Source organism: Streptomyces sp. NBC_00536 (genome assembly GCF_036346295.1).
In the GTDB taxonomy this organism is placed as follows: Bacteria; Actinomycetota; Actinomycetes; order Streptomycetales; family Streptomycetaceae; genus Streptomyces.
Genome location: NZ_CP107819.1, coordinates 1,600,072 through 1,616,780, shown reverse-complemented (window position 1 = coordinate 1,616,780; position 16,709 = coordinate 1,600,072). Strand labels below are relative to the sequence as shown.

General features: G+C 70.8%; 14 protein-coding genes. 11 read left to right on the top strand and 3 right to left on the bottom strand.

The genetic code is table 11. The features are described 5' to 3' along the window. Positions 1 to 98: 98 nt before the first annotated feature. The 6 genes from ruvB to OHS33_RS06785 all read left to right on the top strand — a co-directional run bounded on the left by ruvB (position 99) and on the right by OHS33_RS06785 (position 8,381). Positions 99 to 1,130 (top strand): Holliday junction branch migration DNA helicase RuvB, encoded by a 1,032-nt coding sequence (ruvB, locus tag OHS33_RS06810; RefSeq protein WP_330334933.1) that lies wholly within the window; start codon positions 99 to 101, stop codon positions 1,128 to 1,130. A gap of 164 nt (positions 1,131 to 1,294) precedes the next feature. Further along, positions 1,295 to 1,759 carry a preprotein translocase subunit YajC gene (gene yajC, locus OHS33_RS06805; protein ID WP_330329475.1) on the top strand — a complete coding sequence of 155 codons (465 nt, stop codon included), beginning with the start codon at positions 1,295 to 1,297 and terminating at the stop codon, positions 1,757 to 1,759. 153 nt (positions 1,760 to 1,912) lie between these two features. Next, complete coding sequence (secD, locus tag OHS33_RS06800) at positions 1,913 to 3,754, top strand: protein translocase subunit SecD (RefSeq protein ID WP_330329474.1); 1,842 nt, start codon at positions 1,913 to 1,915, stop codon at positions 3,752 to 3,754. 3 nt (positions 3,755 to 3,757) lie between these two features. Next, complete coding sequence (gene secF / locus OHS33_RS06795) at positions 3,758 to 4,828, top strand: protein translocase subunit SecF (protein WP_330329473.1); 1,071 nt, start codon at positions 3,758 to 3,760, stop codon at positions 4,826 to 4,828. Further along, positions 4,825 to 5,388 (top strand): adenine phosphoribosyltransferase, encoded by a 564-nt coding sequence (locus OHS33_RS06790; protein ID WP_330329472.1) that lies wholly within the window; start codon positions 4,825 to 4,827, stop codon positions 5,386 to 5,388. The genes secF and OHS33_RS06790 overlap by 4 nt, the downstream gene beginning before the upstream one ends. A 527-nt stretch (positions 5,389 to 5,915) precedes the next feature. Beyond that, positions 5,916 to 8,381, top strand: coding sequence for a RelA/SpoT family protein (locus OHS33_RS06785; RefSeq protein ID WP_330329471.1), 2,466 nt, complete (start codon positions 5,916 to 5,918; stop codon positions 8,379 to 8,381). Between the two features lie 76 nt (positions 8,382 to 8,457). Here the strand turns inward: OHS33_RS06785 and OHS33_RS06780 are convergent, their stop codons facing one another. Together OHS33_RS06780 and OHS33_RS06775 are read right to left on the bottom strand one after the other, a co-directional pair. After that, entirely contained in the window at positions 8,458 to 9,687 is a 1,230-nt protein-coding gene (locus OHS33_RS06780; RefSeq protein ID WP_330329470.1) for a DUF349 domain-containing protein, read from the bottom strand. Between the two features lie 168 nt (positions 9,688 to 9,855). Then, on the bottom strand, positions 9,856 to 10,641 hold the full coding sequence (locus tag OHS33_RS06775) for a peptidylprolyl isomerase (protein ID WP_330329469.1): 786 nt from the start codon (positions 10,639 to 10,641) through the stop codon (positions 9,856 to 9,858). A gap of 156 nt (positions 10,642 to 10,797) precedes the next feature. On the opposite strand from OHS33_RS06775, the gene OHS33_RS06770 reads away from it, so the two are divergent. From OHS33_RS06770 to OHS33_RS06750, 5 genes are all read left to right on the top strand, one after another. Beyond that, the gene (locus OHS33_RS06770) at positions 10,798 to 11,505 is read left to right on the top strand and encodes an MBL fold metallo-hydrolase (RefSeq protein WP_330329468.1); all 708 of its coding nucleotides are present in this window, start codon (positions 10,798 to 10,800) and stop codon (positions 11,503 to 11,505) included. Between the two features lie 8 nt (positions 11,506 to 11,513). Beyond that, positions 11,514 to 12,776, top strand: a complete 1,263-nt coding sequence (gene hisS / locus OHS33_RS06765) for a histidine--tRNA ligase (protein WP_330329467.1) — start codon at positions 11,514 to 11,516, stop codon at positions 12,774 to 12,776. Between the two features lie 138 nt (positions 12,777 to 12,914). Beyond that, entirely contained in the window at positions 12,915 to 13,523 is a 609-nt protein-coding gene (locus OHS33_RS06760) for a vitamin K epoxide reductase family protein (protein ID WP_330329466.1), read from the top strand. Between the two features lie 41 nt (positions 13,524 to 13,564). Beyond that, positions 13,565 to 14,914: a replication-associated recombination protein A gene (locus OHS33_RS06755; protein WP_330329465.1), complete on the top strand. Its 1,350-nt coding sequence runs from the start codon at positions 13,565 to 13,567 to the stop codon at positions 14,912 to 14,914. Between the two features lie 127 nt (positions 14,915 to 15,041). After that, on the top strand, positions 15,042 to 15,737 hold the full coding sequence (locus tag OHS33_RS06750) for an HNH endonuclease family protein (protein ID WP_330329464.1): 696 nt from the start codon (positions 15,042 to 15,044) through the stop codon (positions 15,735 to 15,737). Here OHS33_RS06750 and OHS33_RS06745 read toward each other — a convergent pair. Further along, positions 15,731 to 16,657 (bottom strand): DUF2470 domain-containing protein, encoded by a 927-nt coding sequence (locus OHS33_RS06745; RefSeq protein ID WP_443065252.1) that lies wholly within the window; start codon positions 16,655 to 16,657, stop codon positions 15,731 to 15,733. The genes OHS33_RS06750 and OHS33_RS06745 overlap by 7 nt on opposite strands. Positions 16,658 to 16,709 lie beyond the last annotated feature (52 nt).

Sequence of the window (16,709 nt, the reverse complement as noted above, 5' to 3'; positions counted from 1 at the left end):
CGCACAGACCGAGAAGGCAGACAGACACCGTGAACGGGTACGACGAGAGCGACTTCCGCGAGGACGACGACTTCCGCACGGACGACGAGCCGGACCGGATCGTCGCGGCCGCCGCCGACGGCGAGGACAGCGCGGTCGAGGCGGCCCTGCGCCCCAAGGACCTCGGGGAGTTCGTCGGCCAGGAGAAGGTGCGCCAGCAGCTCGACCTGGTCCTCAAGGCGGCCCGTCAGCGCGGGGCCACCGCCGATCACGTGCTGCTCTCCGGCGCGCCCGGCCTCGGCAAGACCACCCTGTCGATGATCATCGCGGCCGAGATGGGCGCCCCGATCCGGATCACCTCCGGCCCCGCCATCCAGCACGCGGGCGACCTCGCCGCGATCCTCTCCTCCCTCCAGGAGGGCGAGGTCCTCTTCCTCGACGAGATCCACCGGATGTCGCGGCCCGCCGAGGAAATGCTCTACATGGCCATGGAGGACTTCCGCGTCGACGTCATCGTCGGCAAGGGGCCGGGCGCGACCGCCATCCCGCTGGAACTGCCGCCCTTCACCCTCGTCGGCGCGACCACCCGGGCCGGGCTGCTGCCGCCGCCGCTGCGCGACCGCTTCGGTTTCACCGGGCACATGGAGTTCTACGCGCCCGAGGAGCTGGAACGGGTCATCCACCGCTCCGCGCGCCTGCTCGACGTGGAGATCGACACCGCGGGCGCCGCCGAGATCGCCGGCCGCTCCCGGGGCACGCCGCGCATCGCGAACCGGCTGCTGCGCCGGGTCCGCGACTACGCCCAGGTCCGCGCGGACGGGGTGATCAACCGCGAGGTGTCCGCGACCGCCCTGAAGGTGTACGAGGTGGACGAGCGCGGACTGGACCGGCTGGACCGGGCCGTGCTGGAGGCGCTGCTCAAGCTGTTCGGCGGCGGTCCGGTGGGACTGTCGACCCTCGCGGTCGCGGTGGGGGAGGAGCGGGAGACCGTCGAGGAGGTCGCCGAGCCCTTCCTGGTGCGGGAGGGCCTGCTCGCGCGGACGCCCCGGGGACGCGTGGCGACGCCCGCCGCATGGGCTCACCTGGGGCTCGTACCGCCGGCCCGGCCCGGGACCGGATCGGCCGGACAGGGTGGCTTGTTCGGGGCCTGACGGCGCGGAGGTTCGCCGGGTCAGGAACTGCGGTGCCATGCTGGGCGTTGTTCCATCGGTGTGGACTCGCCTAGACTCCGCCGATGCTGGCCGTAACGGCCGGCTGCCCACCCCCCGTAGAAAAAGGCCGCTTCCCGTGCGGTCGTGCGAAGGATCTTCGTCCCGTGAACAGTAGCCTCTTGACCTTCCTCCCGTTCGTCGTGCTCATCGGGGCGATGTTCCTGATGACGCGTTCCGCCAAGAAGAAGCAGCAGGCGGCGGCGTCCATGCGCGACCAGCTGGGCCCCGGCTCCGGCGTGCGCACCATCGGTGGCATGTACGCCACGGTGAAGGAGATCGGTGACGACACCGTCACCCTGGAAGTGGCCCCGGGCGTCCACGCGGTCTACGCGAAGAACGCCATCGGCGCCGTCCTGGAGGACGACGAGTACAACCGCATCGTCCACGGCACCGCCGATGATCTGAACATCGACACGCCGGTCGTCCCGGACGACGCGTCCTCGCTGCTCAAGGACGAGCCCGCCGACGCCGACCAGGCGGAAGCCCCCAAGCTCGACCTGGGCAAGAAGGACGAGAAGGCGGCCGAGGACACCGACGGCAAGACCGACGGCGAGGCCGGCGCCAAGTAGCGCTCGGCGGGGGACCGCACGACGCCTGACCGGCGGCCGCGGCGGTCCCCTTCAGTGACCCGATTCTGCGGGGGGCAGGGGTCCCCACACACATTTCGTGGCCGTCTGCGCGCTGACCCGGCGCGGGGCGGTTGGACAGGGAGATACGACAAGGTGGCAGCACCGAAGAAGGGCCGGCGGCCCACGGGGGCTCAGGGGAGGCCGGGGCGTGCCCTGGCCATCATCCTGATCGCGATGGTGGCGCTCACCGCGGGGATGTTCCTGACCGGTCAGACGACTCCCCGGCTTGGCATCGACCTCGCGGGCGGTACGAGCATCACGCTCAAGGCCAAGAGCGAACCCGGCAAGCCGGGCGCGATCAACGAGACCAACATGAACACGGCGGTCGGCATCATCGAGCGCCGCGTCAACGGTCTCGGTGTGTCGGAGGCCGAGGTCCAGACCCAGGGCCGCGACCACATCATCGTGAACATCCCCAAGGGGACGAACGAGAAGCAGGCGCGCGACCAGGTCGGCACGACGGCGCAGCTGTACTTCCGCCCCGTGCTCGCCTTCGCGGACGGCAAGCCGATCGCCCCCCAGCCCACTCCGTCCACGGGCGCCTCCGGCAGCCCGTCGCCCTCGCCGAGCACCTCCGGTGCCCCGAAGGCCAGTGGCGACAAGAGCGCCTCGCCCACCCCGTCGTCCAGCGCCACTTCCCAGGGCCGCGCCGTACCCGAGGCCCTGATGGCCACCGGCAGCCCCACTCCCACGCCTTCGGCGAGCGAGTCGAAGAAGGCAGACGACAAGGCGCCGACCCCGTCGGCTCCCGCCCCCTCGGGCGCGGACGCGGCGGTCGCCGACCTGCAGGCGAAGTTCATCGCGCTCGACTGCACCGACGAGAAGCAGCGCGCGAACGTCGGCCTGGGCGTCAAGCCCACTGACGCCACGCTCGCCTGCGGCAAGCGCGGCGGCACCTGGGGCAAGTGGCTGCTGGGTCCGGCCGGTGTCGACGGCAAGGACGTCAAGGACGCGAAGGGTGTCGTCGACACCCAGCGCGGCCAGTGGATCGTCACCATGCAGTTCACCGACAAGGGCGCCAGCAAGTTCGCCAAGATCACCGGTGAGCTGGCGACCAAGCAGTCCCCGCAGAACCAGTTCGCGATCGTCCTCGACAACGAGGTCGTCTCGGACCCGTACGTCAGCCAGGCACTGACCGGCGGCAGCGCCGAGATCTCCGGCGGCTTCACCCAGCAGACCGCGCAGGACCTGGGCAACATGCTCTCGTACGGCGCCCTGCCGTTGTCCTTCCAGGAGGACAACGTCACCACCGTGACCGCCGCGCTCGGCGGCGAGCAGCTGAAGGCCGGCCTCATCGCCGGAGCCATCGGCCTCGCCCTCGTCGTGATCTACCTGCTGGCCTACTACCGGGGTCTGGCGTTCATCGCGATCATCAGCCTCATGGTGTCCGGCGTCCTCACCTACACGATCATGGCGCTGCTCGGGAAGGCCATCGGCTTCGCGCTGAACCTGCCCGCCGTCTGCGGTGCGATCGTCGCCATCGGCATCACCGCGGACTCGTTCATCGTCTACTTCGAACGCATCCGCGACGAGATCCGCGAGGGCCGCACCCTGCGTCCGGCCGTCGAGCGCGCCTGGCCGCGCGCCCGGCGCACCATCCTGGTCTCCGACTTCGTGTCGTTCCTGGCCGCCGCGGTGCTGTTCATCGTCACCGTCGGCAAGGTGCAGGGCTTCGCCTTCACCCTGGGTCTGACCACCCTGCTCGACGTGGTCGTGGTGTTCCTCTTCACCAAGCCGGTCATGACCCTGCTGGCGCGCACGAAGTTCTTCTCCAGCGGCCACCCGTGGTCCGGCCTGGACCCGAAGCGGCTCGGCGCCAAGCCGCCGCTGCGCCGGACCCGTCGTACCGGCACCGGCACCGGCACCGGTTCCGCTTCCGGTTCCGGCGCGAACGCCGCCGCAGTCTCCGCCCCCATCGACGCAAAGGAGGCGTGAGAGATGTCGAAGCTGGGAGATCTCGGCGCCAGGCTGTACCGCGGTGAGGTCGGATACGACTTCGTCGGCAAGCGTTTCCTCTGGTACGGCGTTTCCATCCTGATCACCATCACGGCGATCGTTGCCCTGGCCGTACAGGGCCTCAACATGGGCATCGAGTTCCGCGGCGGTGCCGTCTTCACCACCCCGAAGACGTCCGCCTCGGTCGCCAAGGCCACCGATTCCGCCGCGAAGGCCTCCGGCCACGAGGCGCTCGTGCAGAAGCTGGGCACCGGCGGCCTGCGGATCCAGATCTCCGACCTGGACCCCGACGCCTCCACCGCGGTGAAGAAGCAGCTCGCCACCGACCTCAAGGTCAACGCGGCGGACATCAACTCGGACCAGGTCGGCGCGAGCTGGGGCGAGGAGATCGCCAACAAGGCCTGGACCGGCCTCGGCGTCTTCATGATCCTCGTGGTGATCTACCTCGCGATCGCCTTTGAGTGGCGGATGGCCGTCGCCGCGCTCGTCGCCCTGATCCACGACCTCACCATCACCGTCGGCGTGTACGCGCTCGTCGGCTTCGAGGTCACCCCGGGCACCGTGATCGGTCTGCTGACCATCCTCGGTTACTCCCTCTACGACACCGTCGTCGTCTTCGACGGTCTCAAGGAGGGCTCGAAGGACATCACCAAGCAGACCCGCTGGACCTTCAGCGAGATCGCCAACCGCAGCATCAACGGCACCCTGGTCCGCTCGATCAACACCACCGTCGTGGCGCTGCTCCCGGTCGGCGCGCTGCTGTTCATCGGCGGCGGCTTCCTGGGCGCGGGCATGCTCAACGACATCTCGCTGTCGCTGTTCGTCGGCCTCGCGGCCGGTGCGTACTCCTCGATCTTCATCGCGACCCCGCTGGTCGTCGACCTCAAGGAGCGCGAGCCGGCGATGAAGGCCCTCAAGAAGCGGGTGCTCGCCAAGCGGGCGGCCGCCGAGGCCAAGGGGGAGTCGCCTGACGACTTCACCGAGGAGCCGGGCGACGGCACCGAGGTCGTGGCCCAGGGCCGCGGCGGGCGAGCGTCGGGGCGGCGCCGATGAGCGTCCAGCCCGTGGTCCTGCCCGACGGCGTGTACGAGCTGCTGCTCAGCCGGATCAAGGACGTACCGGACTACCCGAAGCCGGGCGTGATGTTCAAGGACATCACCCCGCTGCTGGCGGACCCCAAGGCGTTCTCCGCGCTGACGGAGGCGCTGGCCGGGCTGTGCGAGGCCCGTGGCGCGACGAAGATCGTCGGGCTGGAGGCGCGCGGGTTCATCCTGGCGGCTCCGGCCGCCGTCCGGTCCGGCATCGGCTTCGTGCCGGTCCGCAAGGCCGGCAAGCTGCCCGGGGCGACCCTGGCGCAGTCGTACGAGCTGGAGTACGGCACCGCGGAGATCGAGGTCCACGCGGAGGATCTGGCGCCGGGGGACCGGGTCATGGTCATCGACGACGTGCTGGCCACCGGTGGTACGGCCGAAGCCTCGCTGGAACTGATCCGGCGGGCCGGGGCCGAGGTGGCCGGGGTCGCGGTCCTGATGGAGCTGTCGTTCCTCCCGGGCCGCGCCCGCCTGGAACCGTCCCTCGCCGGGGCGCCGCTGGACGCCCTGATCGTGGTCTGAGCCCTTCCCCACGCCGGAGCGGCGGGTCCCCTTCACCGGGGGCCCGCCGCTCCGGCGTTCCCGGGGCGACTCCGCCGGTACGGCTGCCGGTGCGTGTGCGGCCCGGCGGGCCTGCTGGTTGCCTCCGGCGGCGCCTCAAACGCCGGCGGGGCTGATTTTGCCCGGGGTCGGCACCCCGGCCCGCGGGCCCGTGCCGGTGCGTGTGCGGCCGGGCCTGCCGGTTGCCTCCGGCGGCGCCTCAAACGCCGGCGGGGCTGATTTTGCCCGGCGAGGCTGGTCTTGACCGGCGTGGGGGCAGGGGGCCAATCCAGCCTCGCCGGCGTTTGAGGCGCCGCCGGAGGCACAGGCCCGCCGGGCCGCACCCGCACTCCCGCACTCCCGCACCCCCACCCGTACTCGTACTCGCGCCGGGGCGGGCGGGTTCGGGCGGGGTCCGGAGGGTGGGCGGGGCGGACGAGGGGGCGCAAGCCTCGCTACCATGGGTTATCCGGACCTGACCGGGCCCCGGATCCGCATGAGGAGCGCTCTTGCCAGACGAGGTCCAGCCACTCTCCGCCGCGCAGCCCGACCCGCAGGGCCAGCCCGAGCAGCCCGCGGCGGCCGCCGCACCCACGCCGCCCCCGGCCCCCGCACCGGCACCCGCACCGGCCCCGGCGGCCCCGGCCCGCCCCGCGCCCGCGAAGCCCGGCGGCGGATCCTCCAACCGGGTGCGCGCCCGGCTCGCCCGGCTGGGCGTGCAGCGTTCCAACCCGTACAACCCGGTCCTGGAACCCCTGCTGCGCATAGTCCGCAGCAACGACCCGAAGATCGAGACGGCCACCCTCCGCCAGATCGAGCAGGCCTACCAGGTCGCCGAGCGCTGGCACCGCGGCCAGAAGCGCAAGAGCGGCGACCCGTACATCACCCACCCGCTCGCGGTGACGACCATCCTCGCCGAGCTGGGCATGGACCCCGCCACCCTGATGGCCGGTCTCCTCCACGACACCGTGGAGGACACGGAGTACGGCCTGGAGCAGCTCAGACGCGACTTCGGCGACGCCGTCGCGCTCCTCGTGGACGGCGTCACCAAGCTCGACCGGGTCAAGTTCGGCGAGGCGGCGCAGGCCGAGACCGTCCGCAAGATGGTCGTGGCCATGGCCAAGGACCCCCGCGTCCTGGTCATCAAGCTCGCCGACCGCCTGCACAACATGCGCACCATGCGCTACCTCAAGCGGGAAAAGCAGGAGAAGAAGGCCCGCGAGACGCTGGAGATCTACGCTCCGCTGGCCCACCGCCTGGGCATGAACACCATCAAGTGGGAACTGGAGGACCTCGCCTTCGCGATCCTCTACCCCAAGATGTACGACGAGATCGTCCGCCTCGTCGCCGAGCGCGCGCCCAAGCGGGACGAGTACCTCACCATCGTCACCGACGAGGTGCAGAGCGACCTGCGCGCCGCCCGTATCAAGGCCACCGTCACCGGCCGCCCCAAGCACTACTACAGCGTCTACCAGAAGATGATCGTGCGCGGGCGCGACTTCGCGGAGATCTACGACCTGGTCGGCATCCGGGTCCTCGTGGACACCGTCCGGGACTGTTACGCCGCCCTCGGCACCGTGCACGCGCGATGGAACCCGGTCCCCGGCCGGTTCAAGGACTACATCGCGATGCCCAAGTTCAACATGTACCAGTCGCTGCACACGACGGTCATCGGCCCCAGCGGCAAGCCCGTCGAGCTGCAGATCCGTACGTTCGACATGCACCGCCGCGCCGAGTACGGAATCGCCGCGCACTGGAAGTACAAGCAGCAGACCGTCGCCGGCACCTCGAAGGTCCGCACCGACGTCCCGCAGGCCGCCAAGGGCAGCGCCGGCCACGACACGGTCAACGACATGGCCTGGCTGCGCCAGCTGCTCGACTGGCAGAAGGAGACCGAGGACCCGGGCGAGTTCCTCGACTCGCTGCGCTTCGACCTCTCGCGCAACGAGGTCTTCGTCTTCACGCCCAAGGGCGATGTCATCGCCCTGCCCGCGGGCGCCACTTCGGTGGACTTCGCGTACGCCGTCCACACCGAGGTCGGTCACCGCACCATAGGAGCACGGGTCAACGGACGGCTCGTGCCGCTCGAATCGACCCTCGACAACGGCGACCTGGTCGAGGTCTTCACCTCCAAGGCCGAAGGCGCGGGCCCGTCCCGCGACTGGCTGGGCTTCGTCAAGTCCCCGCGCGCCCGCAACAAGATCCGCGCCTGGTTCTCCAAGGAGCGCCGGGACGAGGCCATCGAGCAGGGCAAGGACGCCATCGCGCGGGCCATGCGCAAGCAGAACCTGCCGATCCAGCGCATCCTCACCGGTGACTCGCTCGTCACCCTCGCCCACGAGATGCGCTACCCCGACATCTCCTCCCTGTACGCGGCGATCGGCGAGGGCCACGTGGCCGCGCAGGGCGTCGTACAGAAGCTGGTCCAGGCCCTCGGCGGCGAGGACGCGGCCAACGAGGACATCGAGGAGAGCGTCCCGCCCTCGCGCAGCCGCGGCACGCGCCGCAAGAACGCCGACCCGGGCGTGGTCGTCAAGGGCGTCGACGACGTCTGGGTGAAGCTGGCGCGCTGCTGCACGCCGGTGCCCGGCGACCCGATCATCGGATTCGTCACGCGCGGCAGCGGCGTATCGGTTCACCGGGCCGACTGCGTCAACGTCGACTCGCTCTCGCAGCAGCCCGAGCGGATCCTCGCGGTCGAATGGGCGCCCACCCAGTCCTCCGTCTTCCTGGTCGCCATCCAGGTCGAGGCGCTGGACCGGTCCCGGCTGCTCTCGGACGTCACCCGGGTCCTCTCGGACCAGCACGTGAACATCCTGTCGGCCGCCGTCCAGACCTCCCGCGACCGCGTCGCCACCTCGCGCTTCACCTTCGAGATGGGCGACCCGAAGCACCTGGGCCACGTCCTGAAGGCCGTACGTGGCGTGGAGGGCGTCTACGACGTCTACCGCGTGACCTCGGCCCGCCGCCCGTAGCCGCGGGCACGGACACGCGAAGGGCCCCGGTACGCACGACGCGTACCGGGGCCCTCTTCATGCCGAGGGTGCATCCTCAGCCGCCGAACTCCTCCAGGCCCTTGAGCGCCTGGTCCAGCAGGGCCTGACGGCCCTCCAGCTCACGCGCCAGCTTGTCGGCCTTCGCGTTGTTGCCCGCGGCGCGCGCCGCGTCGATCTGGCCGCGCAGCTTGTCCACGGCCGCCTGCAGCTGACCGGTCAGACCCGCGGCGCGCGCACGCGCCTCCGGGTTCGTCCGGCGCCACTCGGTCTCCTCGGACTCCTGCAGGGCCCGCTCGACCGTGTGCATCCGGCCCTCGACCTTCGGCCGGGCGTCACGCGGTACGTGGCCGATGGCCTCCCAGCGCTCGTTCAGGGAACGGAACGCGGCCCGCGCCGCCTTCAGGTCCGTGATCGGAAGGAGCTTCTCGGCCTCGTCGGCCAGCTCCTCCTTGAGCTTGAGGTTCTCGTCCTGCTCGGCGTCGCGCTCCGCGAACACCTCGCCGCGCGCCGCGAAGAAAACGTCCTGCGCCCCGCGGAAACGGTTCCACAGGTCGTCCTCGGACTCGCGCTGCGCCCGCCCGACGGCCTTCCAGTCGGACATCAGCTCGCGGTAGCGGGCGGCCGTCGGACCCCAGTCGGTCGACTTCGACAGCGACTCCGCCTCGGCGACCAGCTTCTCCTTGGCCTTGCGCGCGTCCTCGCGCTGCGCGTCCAGGGACGCGAAGTGCGCCTTGCGCCGCTTGGAGAAGGCGGAGCGGGCGTGCGAGAAGCGGTGCCACAGCTCGTCGTCCGACTTGCGGTCCAGGCGCGGCAGCGCCTTCCAGGTGTCCACGAGCGCCCGCAGCCGCTCGCCGGCGCTGCGCCACTGGTCGCTCTGCGCCAGCTCCTCGGCCTCGGCGACCAGCTTGTCCTTGGCGACGCGGGCCTCGTCGGTCTGCTTCGCCTTCTGGGCCTTGCGCTCCTCGCGACGCGAGTCCACGGTCGCGACCAGCTTGTCGAGGCGCACCCGCAGCGCGGCGAGGTCGCCCACCGCGTGGTGCTCGTCGACCTGCGTACGCAGGTGGCCGATCGCCGTCGTCGCGTCCTTGGAGGACAGATCGGTGGTCCGTACCCGCCGTTCGAGCAGGCCGATCTCGACCACCAGGCCCTCGTACTTGCGCTCGAAGTAGGCCAGGGCCTCCTCAGGGGTGCCCGCCTGCCAGGAGCCGACGACCTGTTCGCCATCGGCAGTACGCACGTACACGGTGCCCGTCTCGTCGACGCGGCCCCACGGGTCGCTGCTCACAGCGCCTCCTCCACATGATGCCTGCGGGGGTGTTCGCCCCCTGGCATCGTCCACAGTTTCCAAGGGCGGGCAGCGCCCGCCCCGCACAACGCCAACATAGGCGACCGCCGCCCCGGCTGTCCGCATCCAGCACGACGGAATCTCGCCGGTCGCGGACGTCCGTTCCCGCTAGTTCTGGGTGACCGCGGCCTTCTCGATCGTCACCGGCTTCTTCGGCGCGGGAGCCTTGTCGCCGTCGGCGACACCCTCCTTGGCCACGTCTTCGACGATCTTCAGACCGGCGGCGTCCATCTTCCCGAAGGGGGTGTAAGTGGGCGCCAGCGGGCTGTCCTTGTAGACCAGGAAGAACTGGCTGCCGCCGGAGCCGGGCTGGCCGGTGTTGGCCATCGCGACCGTGCCGGCCGGGTAGACGACCTGGCCGTTCTGGTCCGCCTTGCCGAGCGCGTCCAGGTTCTCGTCCGCGATCGTGTAGCCGGGGCCGCCCTTGCCGGTGCCCTCGGGGTCACCGCACTGGAGGACGAAGATCCCCTCGGTGGTCAGACGGTGGCACTTGGTGTTGTCGAAGAAGCCCTTGTCCGCGAGCGACTTGAACGAGTTCACGGTCTGCGGGGTCTTCGCCGCGTCCATGTCGATCTTGATCTCGCCCTCGCCGGTCTTGAGGGAGAAGGTGTACTTCGCCTTGGCGTCGATGGCCATGGCCGGCGACGGGGACGACTTCGGCGCGGGGGGCGTCGGCGAGGCCGACGGCTGCGCGGCGGCGTCCTTCGTGTCCTTCTTGGAGTCGAACACGCCTCCCACCGTCAGGCCGACCAGCACCGCGATCACCACGGCCGCGGCCGCGCCGACCACCGCGGTGCGTCTGCGGGCCTTCTGCCGGGCCTTGGCCCTGCGCTCCTGCTGACGTTCGAACTTCTCCCTGGCGAGCTGGCGCCGCCGCTGATCGCTCGTGACCACCGGGTCTGTCTCCTCGTTGCAGTGGGGCTGTGGGCTGTAAGGCTGTAGGAACCGCTAGGAACCGCTGAGGCCGTACCGTATATGGGTTCGCTGTGCGATGAGCGTCGCCGGTAGGCTCTGATCTGCATCAACCCCACCTGACGATTGAGGACGAACGTGCTGATTGCCGGGTTCCCCGCCGGGGCCTGGGGGACCAACTGCTACTTGGTCGCCCCCGCCGTGGGTGAGGAGTGCGTCATCATCGACCCGGGCCACCAGGCCGCCCAGGGTGTCGAGGAGACGCTGAAGAAGCATCGGCTCAAGCCCGTCGCGGTCGTCCTCACCCACGGCCACATCGACCACGTGGCCTCGGTGGTCCCCGTGTGCGGAGCGCACGACGTCCCCGCCTGGATCCACCCGCGGGACCGCTACATGATGAGCGACCCGGAGAAGGCCCTCGGCCGCTCCATCGGGATGCCGCTCATGGGCGAGATCACCGTGGGCGAGCCGGACGACGTCCGCGAGCTGACCGACGGCGCCAAGCTGAGCCTGGCCGGTCTGGAGTTCACCGTCGCGCACGCGCCGGGGCATACGAAGGGGTCGGTGACCTTCCAGGTCCCGGAAGCCGCGGACATTCCGTCGGTGTTCTTCTCGGGCGACCTGCTCTTCGCCGGCTCCGTCGGACGCACCGACCTGCCCGGCGGCTCCCACGCCGAGATGCTCGAATCGCTGGCCCGCGTGTGCCTGCCGCTCGACGACTCGACGGTGGTGCTGTCCGGCCACGGTCCCCAGACCAGCATCGGCCGCGAGCGCGCGACCAACCCCTACCTGAGGGAAGTCGCCGCCGGCCACGGAGCGGGCCCCGCTCCACGACGAGGAATGTGACGAGTTTCGTGAGTACTTTTCAGGCCCCCAAGGGCACGTACGACCTGCTGCCCCCCCGCTCCGCCAGCTTCCTGGCGGTGCGCGAGGCGATCGCCGCGCCGCTGAAGAACTCGGGCTACGGGTACGTCGAGACCCCCGGCTTCGAGAACGTCGAGCTGTTCTCGCGCGGCGTCGGCGAGTCCACCGACATCGTCAGCAAGGAGATGTACACCCTCACGACGAAGGGCGGCGACGAGCTCGCCCTGCGCCCCGAGGGCACCGCCTCCGTGCTGCGCGCGGCCCTCCAGGGCAGCCTGCACAAGGCCGGCCTGCTGCCCGTCAAGCTCTGGTACTCCGGCTCGTACTACCGCTACGAGCGGTCCCAGAAGGGCCGCTACCGCCACTTCTCGCAGGTCGGCGCCGAGGCGATCGGCGCCGAGGACCCGGCGCTGGACGCCGAGCTGATCATCCTCGCCGACCAGGCGTACCGCTCGCTGGGCCTGCGCAACTTCCGGATCCTGCTGAATTCACTGGGCGACAAGGAGTGCCGCCCGGTGTACCGGGAGGCGCTTCAGGCCTTCCTCGGCGGGCTCGACCTGGACGAGGAGACCGTCCGCCGGGCCGAGATCAACCCGCTGCGCGTGCTCGATGACAAGCGGGCCGATGTCCAGAAGCAGCTCGTCGGCGCGCCGGTACTGCGCGACTACCTGTGCGACGCCTGCAAGGCGTACCACGAGGAAGTACGGGCGCTGGTGACGGCGGCCGGAGTGGTCTTCGAGGACGACGAGAAGCTCGTCCGCGGTCTGGACTACTACACCCGGACCACCTTCGAGTTCGTCCACGACGGTCTGGGCTCCCAGTCCGCGGTGGGCGGCGGCGGCCGCTACGACGGCCTCTCCGAGATGATCGGCGGCCCCGCGCTGCCCTCCGTGGGCTGGGCGCTCGGCGTGGACCGTACGGTGCTGGCCCTGGAGGCCGAGGGCGTCGCGCTGGACCTCCCGGCGGCCACCTCGGTCTTCGCGGTGGCCCTGGGCGAAGAAGCGCGCCGCGCCCTCTTCGCCACCGTGACCGAGCTGCGCCGGGCCGGGATCGCGGCGGACTTCTCCTACGGGGGCAAGGGCCTCAAGGGTGCGATGAAGGACGCCAACCGGTCCGGGGCGCGCTTCACCGTGGTCGCGGGCGACCGTGACCTCGCCGAGGGCATCGTCCAGCTCAAGGACATGGAGTCCGGGGAGCAGACCCCGGTCGCCCTGGCCGACGTGGTCGACGCGGTGCGCGCGAAGCTGGCCTGACGCCGGTACGCCCCGCCCGAAGCCTCCGGCTTCGGGCGGGGCGTACTTATGTCCATCGAACGGTGGGCAAGGGGCCCCGTACGGCACAATGGCCCCTGCTTGTCGACCTTGCTTGCGCACACGTGGGAGAGCGGCCGTATGACGACCACCACCGGTAGTGACGTTCCGCGGACCGTCGGCGGCAGCAGGGCGCTGGCCTGGCTGCTGGTGATCACGGGAGCCGCGGGCCTGCTCGCCGCCTGGGTGATCACCATCGACAAGTTCAAGCTGCTGGAAGACCCGAACTTCAAGCCGGGCTGCAGCCTGAACCCGATCGTCTCCTGCGGCAACATCATGACCAGCGACCAGGCGTCCGCCTTCGGGTTCCCGAACCCGATGCTCGGACTGGTCGCCTACGGGATCGTCATCTGCGTCGGCATGAGCCTGCTGGCCGGTGCCCGCTTCCGCCCCTGGTACTGGCTCACCCTCAACGCGGGCGCCCTCTTCGGCGTCGGCTTCTGCACCTGGCTGATGTACCAGTCGCTCTACCGCATCAACTCGCTGTGCCTGTGGTGCTGCCTCGCCTGGGTCGCGACGATCTTCCTCTTCTGGTACGTCACCGCGCACAACGTCCGCGAGCGCCTGCTGCCCGCGCCGGGCTGGCTGCGGAGCTTCCTCGGCGAGTTCGCCTGGGTGCTGCCCGTGATGCACGTCGGGATCATCGGCATGCTGGTCCTGACGCGCTGGTGGGACTTCTGGACCTCCTGACCGCGGGCCGGGCTGTCGGTGGGCTCGCATAGGCTTCCGGTGTGGAACCAGACCTCTTCACCGCAGCCGCCGAGGACCGCCAGGAGAAAGACCCGTCGAGTTCTCCGCTCGCCGTCCGGATGCGCCCGCGCGTCCTGGACGAGGTCGTCGGCCAGCAGCACCTGCTGAAGCCCGGCTCACCGCTGCGCCGCCTGGTCGGCGAAGGGGCGGGCGGTCCGGCCGGTGCCTCCTCGGTGATCCTGTGGGGGCCGCCCGGCATCGGGAAGACCACCCTGGCGTACGTCGTCAGCCAGGCCACCCAGAAGCGGTTCGTGGAACTCTCCGCGATCACCGCCGGGGTCAAGGAGGTCCGCGCGGTCATCGAGGGCGCCCGCCGCGCCGCCGGGGGATACGGCAAGGAGACCGTCCTCTTCCTCGACGAGATCCACCGGTTCAGCAAGGCCCAGCAGGACTCCCTGCTCCCCGCCGTCGAGAACCGCTGGGTCACCCTCATCGCCGCGACCACCGAGAACCCGTACTTCTCGATCATCTCCCCGCTGCTCTCCCGGTCCCTGCTGCTCACCCTCGAACCGCTCACCGACGACGATCTCAGCGCCCTGATGCGGCGGGCCCTCACCGAGGAGCGCGGCCTGGGCGGGGCGGTCACCCTGCCCGCCGACGCCGAGGCGCACCTGCTGCGGATCGCGGGCGGTGACGCGCGGCGCGCGCTGACCGCGCTGGAGGCGGGGGCCGGATCGGCCATCGCCAAGGGCGAGGCCGAGATCACCCTCCAGACGGTGGAGGAGGCCGTCGACCGGGCGGCCGTCAAGTACGACCGGGACGGCGACCAGCACTACGACGTGGCCAGCGCCCTCATCAAGTCGATCCGGGGCTCGGACGTCGACGCGGCCCTGCACTACCTGGCCCGGATGATCGAGGCGGGCGAGGACCCGCGGTTCATCGCCCGCCGCCTGATGATCTCGGCGAGCGAGGACATCGGCCTCGCCGACCCGACGGCCCTGCCGACCGCCGTCGCGGCCGCCCAGGCGGTGGCGATGATCGGCTTCCCGGAGGCGGCGCTGACCCTGTCGCACGCGACGATCGCGCTGGCGCTGGCGCCGAAGTCGAACACGGCGACCACCGCGATCGGGGCCGCGCTGGCCGACGTACGGGCGGGGCTGACGGGGGCGGTGCCGGCGCACCTGCGGGACGGGCACTACAAGGGGGCGGCGAAGCTGGGGCACGCGGTGGGGTACGTGTACCCGCACGACGTGCCGGGGGGGATCGCGGCGCAGCAGTATGCGCCGGACGAGATTCATGGGAAGCGGTATTACGAGCCGACGCGGTATGGGGCGGAGGCGCGTTACGCGGATGTGGTGGAGAAGGTGCGGGAGCGGCTGCGGGGGGTCTGAGCGGTTGTGGGCTCGGGGCTCCGCCCCGGACCCCGCCCTCCGGGGGCGCCTCAAACGCCGGCGGGGCTGGTTTTGCTCGCGGTGCGCTGGAAGTGCACGTGGTGGGGGTGCGGCCTACGGTCGTCCCATGAGGCTGCGTTCCGGGGGTGTGCTCGCGGTCGCCGCGGTGCTGCTGGTCGGGGGGTGTCAGCACGCCCGGCAGGAGCAGGTCGCGCGGGTGCCGCTCGTCGGGGTGGGGTTTCCGCCCGGGGCGGTCGAGGCCAGGGCGCAGTTGGCGGGGCTCGCCGTCGAGTGGGGCAGGAACTGGGAGACGTACAAGCGCGAGAGCTTCGGCAAGGACTGGTCGGACGAGACCGATGCCGTCGGCGGGCGCAACGGCTGTGACACCCGGGACGACGTGCTGCGCCGGGATCTGAGCGAGCTGCGCGAGGGTGACCGTGATCCCTGTGTCGTGGTGTCCGGGGAGCTGCACGATCCGTATACGGGGAAGGTCCTGCCCTATTACTACCGGCGGGCCTCGCAGATCCAGACGGACCATGTCGTCGCGCTCGGCGCGGCCTGGCGTGCGGGGGCGTACGCCTGGACCCCGCAGCGCAGGCTGGAGTACGCCAACGACCTGGACGTGCTGCTCGCGGTGGACAAGCAGACGAATCAGGAGAAGGGCAGCAGGACCGCGGACAAGTGGCGGCCGCCGCGGCGGGAGTACTGGTGTGAGTACGCGCGCCGCTACACCGGCATCAAGCACAAGTACCGGCTGTCCGTCACGGCCCCCGAGAAGCTCGCGCTCCAGGAGCTGCTGGGCACCTGCCCGCCGGGTCAGTGACCGGCCGCGGCGAACAGGGTGTGCATCGCCCGGCGCAGTCCGCGGATGTCGCGGACCGGCGTGGGGAAGTCGAAGCGGGCGTCGAACGGGCCGCCGGTGCCCCCGGTGAAGCGGACCCGCAGGCCGAGCCGGTCCAGCGCGAGCGGTACCGCGTCCAGGCCGTCGCCGTCGCCGCCGCGCGGGCCCAGCAGGCCGCACAGTTCGCGGACCCGGTCCGCGTGGTCGGCGTACAGGTGCTGGAGCAGCTCGGTCTCGTGGGCCACCATCGGGTCCGGCTCGGCGCCGGCCAGCTCGTCGGGGTCCACGTGTCCCGCGCCCCACAGGTCGTCGACGGTGATCTCGCCGACCTCCAGCCGCAGCAGCATCCAGGCGGGGCGGCCGAAGCGGCCGGGCTCGGGATCGGGTTCGAGCGCTTCGCCCATGCCCAGCAGCTCGCCCACCGGATGGCGCTCGGCGAGCAGTGCGGCGCAGGCGGCGCGGTCGGCCCCGCGCACCGGAGTGAGCCAGCCCGCCAGCCACGCGCGCCCTCGGATACGATGGGGCACGGACACCGGCGCCACATCCGTGATCTCGATCACGGCGGTGAGGTCGTCGTCCTGGGCGTGAGCGGCTGCCCTGGCAGCCGCGGATTCCCCTGACACAAGGAGAATCACGTCCCCGTCCGGAGTGACGGTCCGTGCGGCCGGCATTCCTGTCCCGAACCTGTCGGGCTCGTGCGTGTCGTGAGCACCCGGCAGAGTGAGGGATACTGAGGCGTTGGACTCTACGAGGGTTCGTACGCGCTCGGCTCCGGTGAGCTGTCGAGCGCCTTCCCTGGGACGCGGTTGACTCTGCCAATCGTCGTCGAAAGCAGATCCTGTTTCGTCTGGACCTGAACTTCGACGCGCACTGGGCAGAGGGATCCCATGTGGTCGAGACATTACGTCCTCCTCGCTAAGGTAAGCCTCACCTAACTTACATGGAGGTAGGTTC

Bases quoted from the DNA above. Each gene is read 5' to 3' on its own strand.
- secF (WP_330329473.1), top strand. From the start codon at position 3,758: ATGTCGAAGCTGGGAGATCTCGGCGCCAGGCTGTACCGCGGTGAGGTC.
- OHS33_RS06790 (WP_330329472.1), top strand. From the start codon at position 4,825: ATGAGCGTCCAGCCCGTGGTCCTGCCCGACGGCGTGTACGAGCTGCTG.
- OHS33_RS06760 (WP_330329466.1), top strand. From the start codon at position 12,915: ATGACGACCACCACCGGTAGTGACGTTCCGCGGACCGTCGGCGGCAGC.
- OHS33_RS06750 (WP_330329464.1), top strand. From the start codon at position 15,042: ATGAGGCTGCGTTCCGGGGGTGTGCTCGCGGTCGCCGCGGTGCTGCTG.
- OHS33_RS06745 (WP_443065252.1), bottom strand. From the start codon at position 16,657: ATGTCTCGACCACATGGGATCCCTCTGCCCAGTGCGCGTCGAAGTTCA.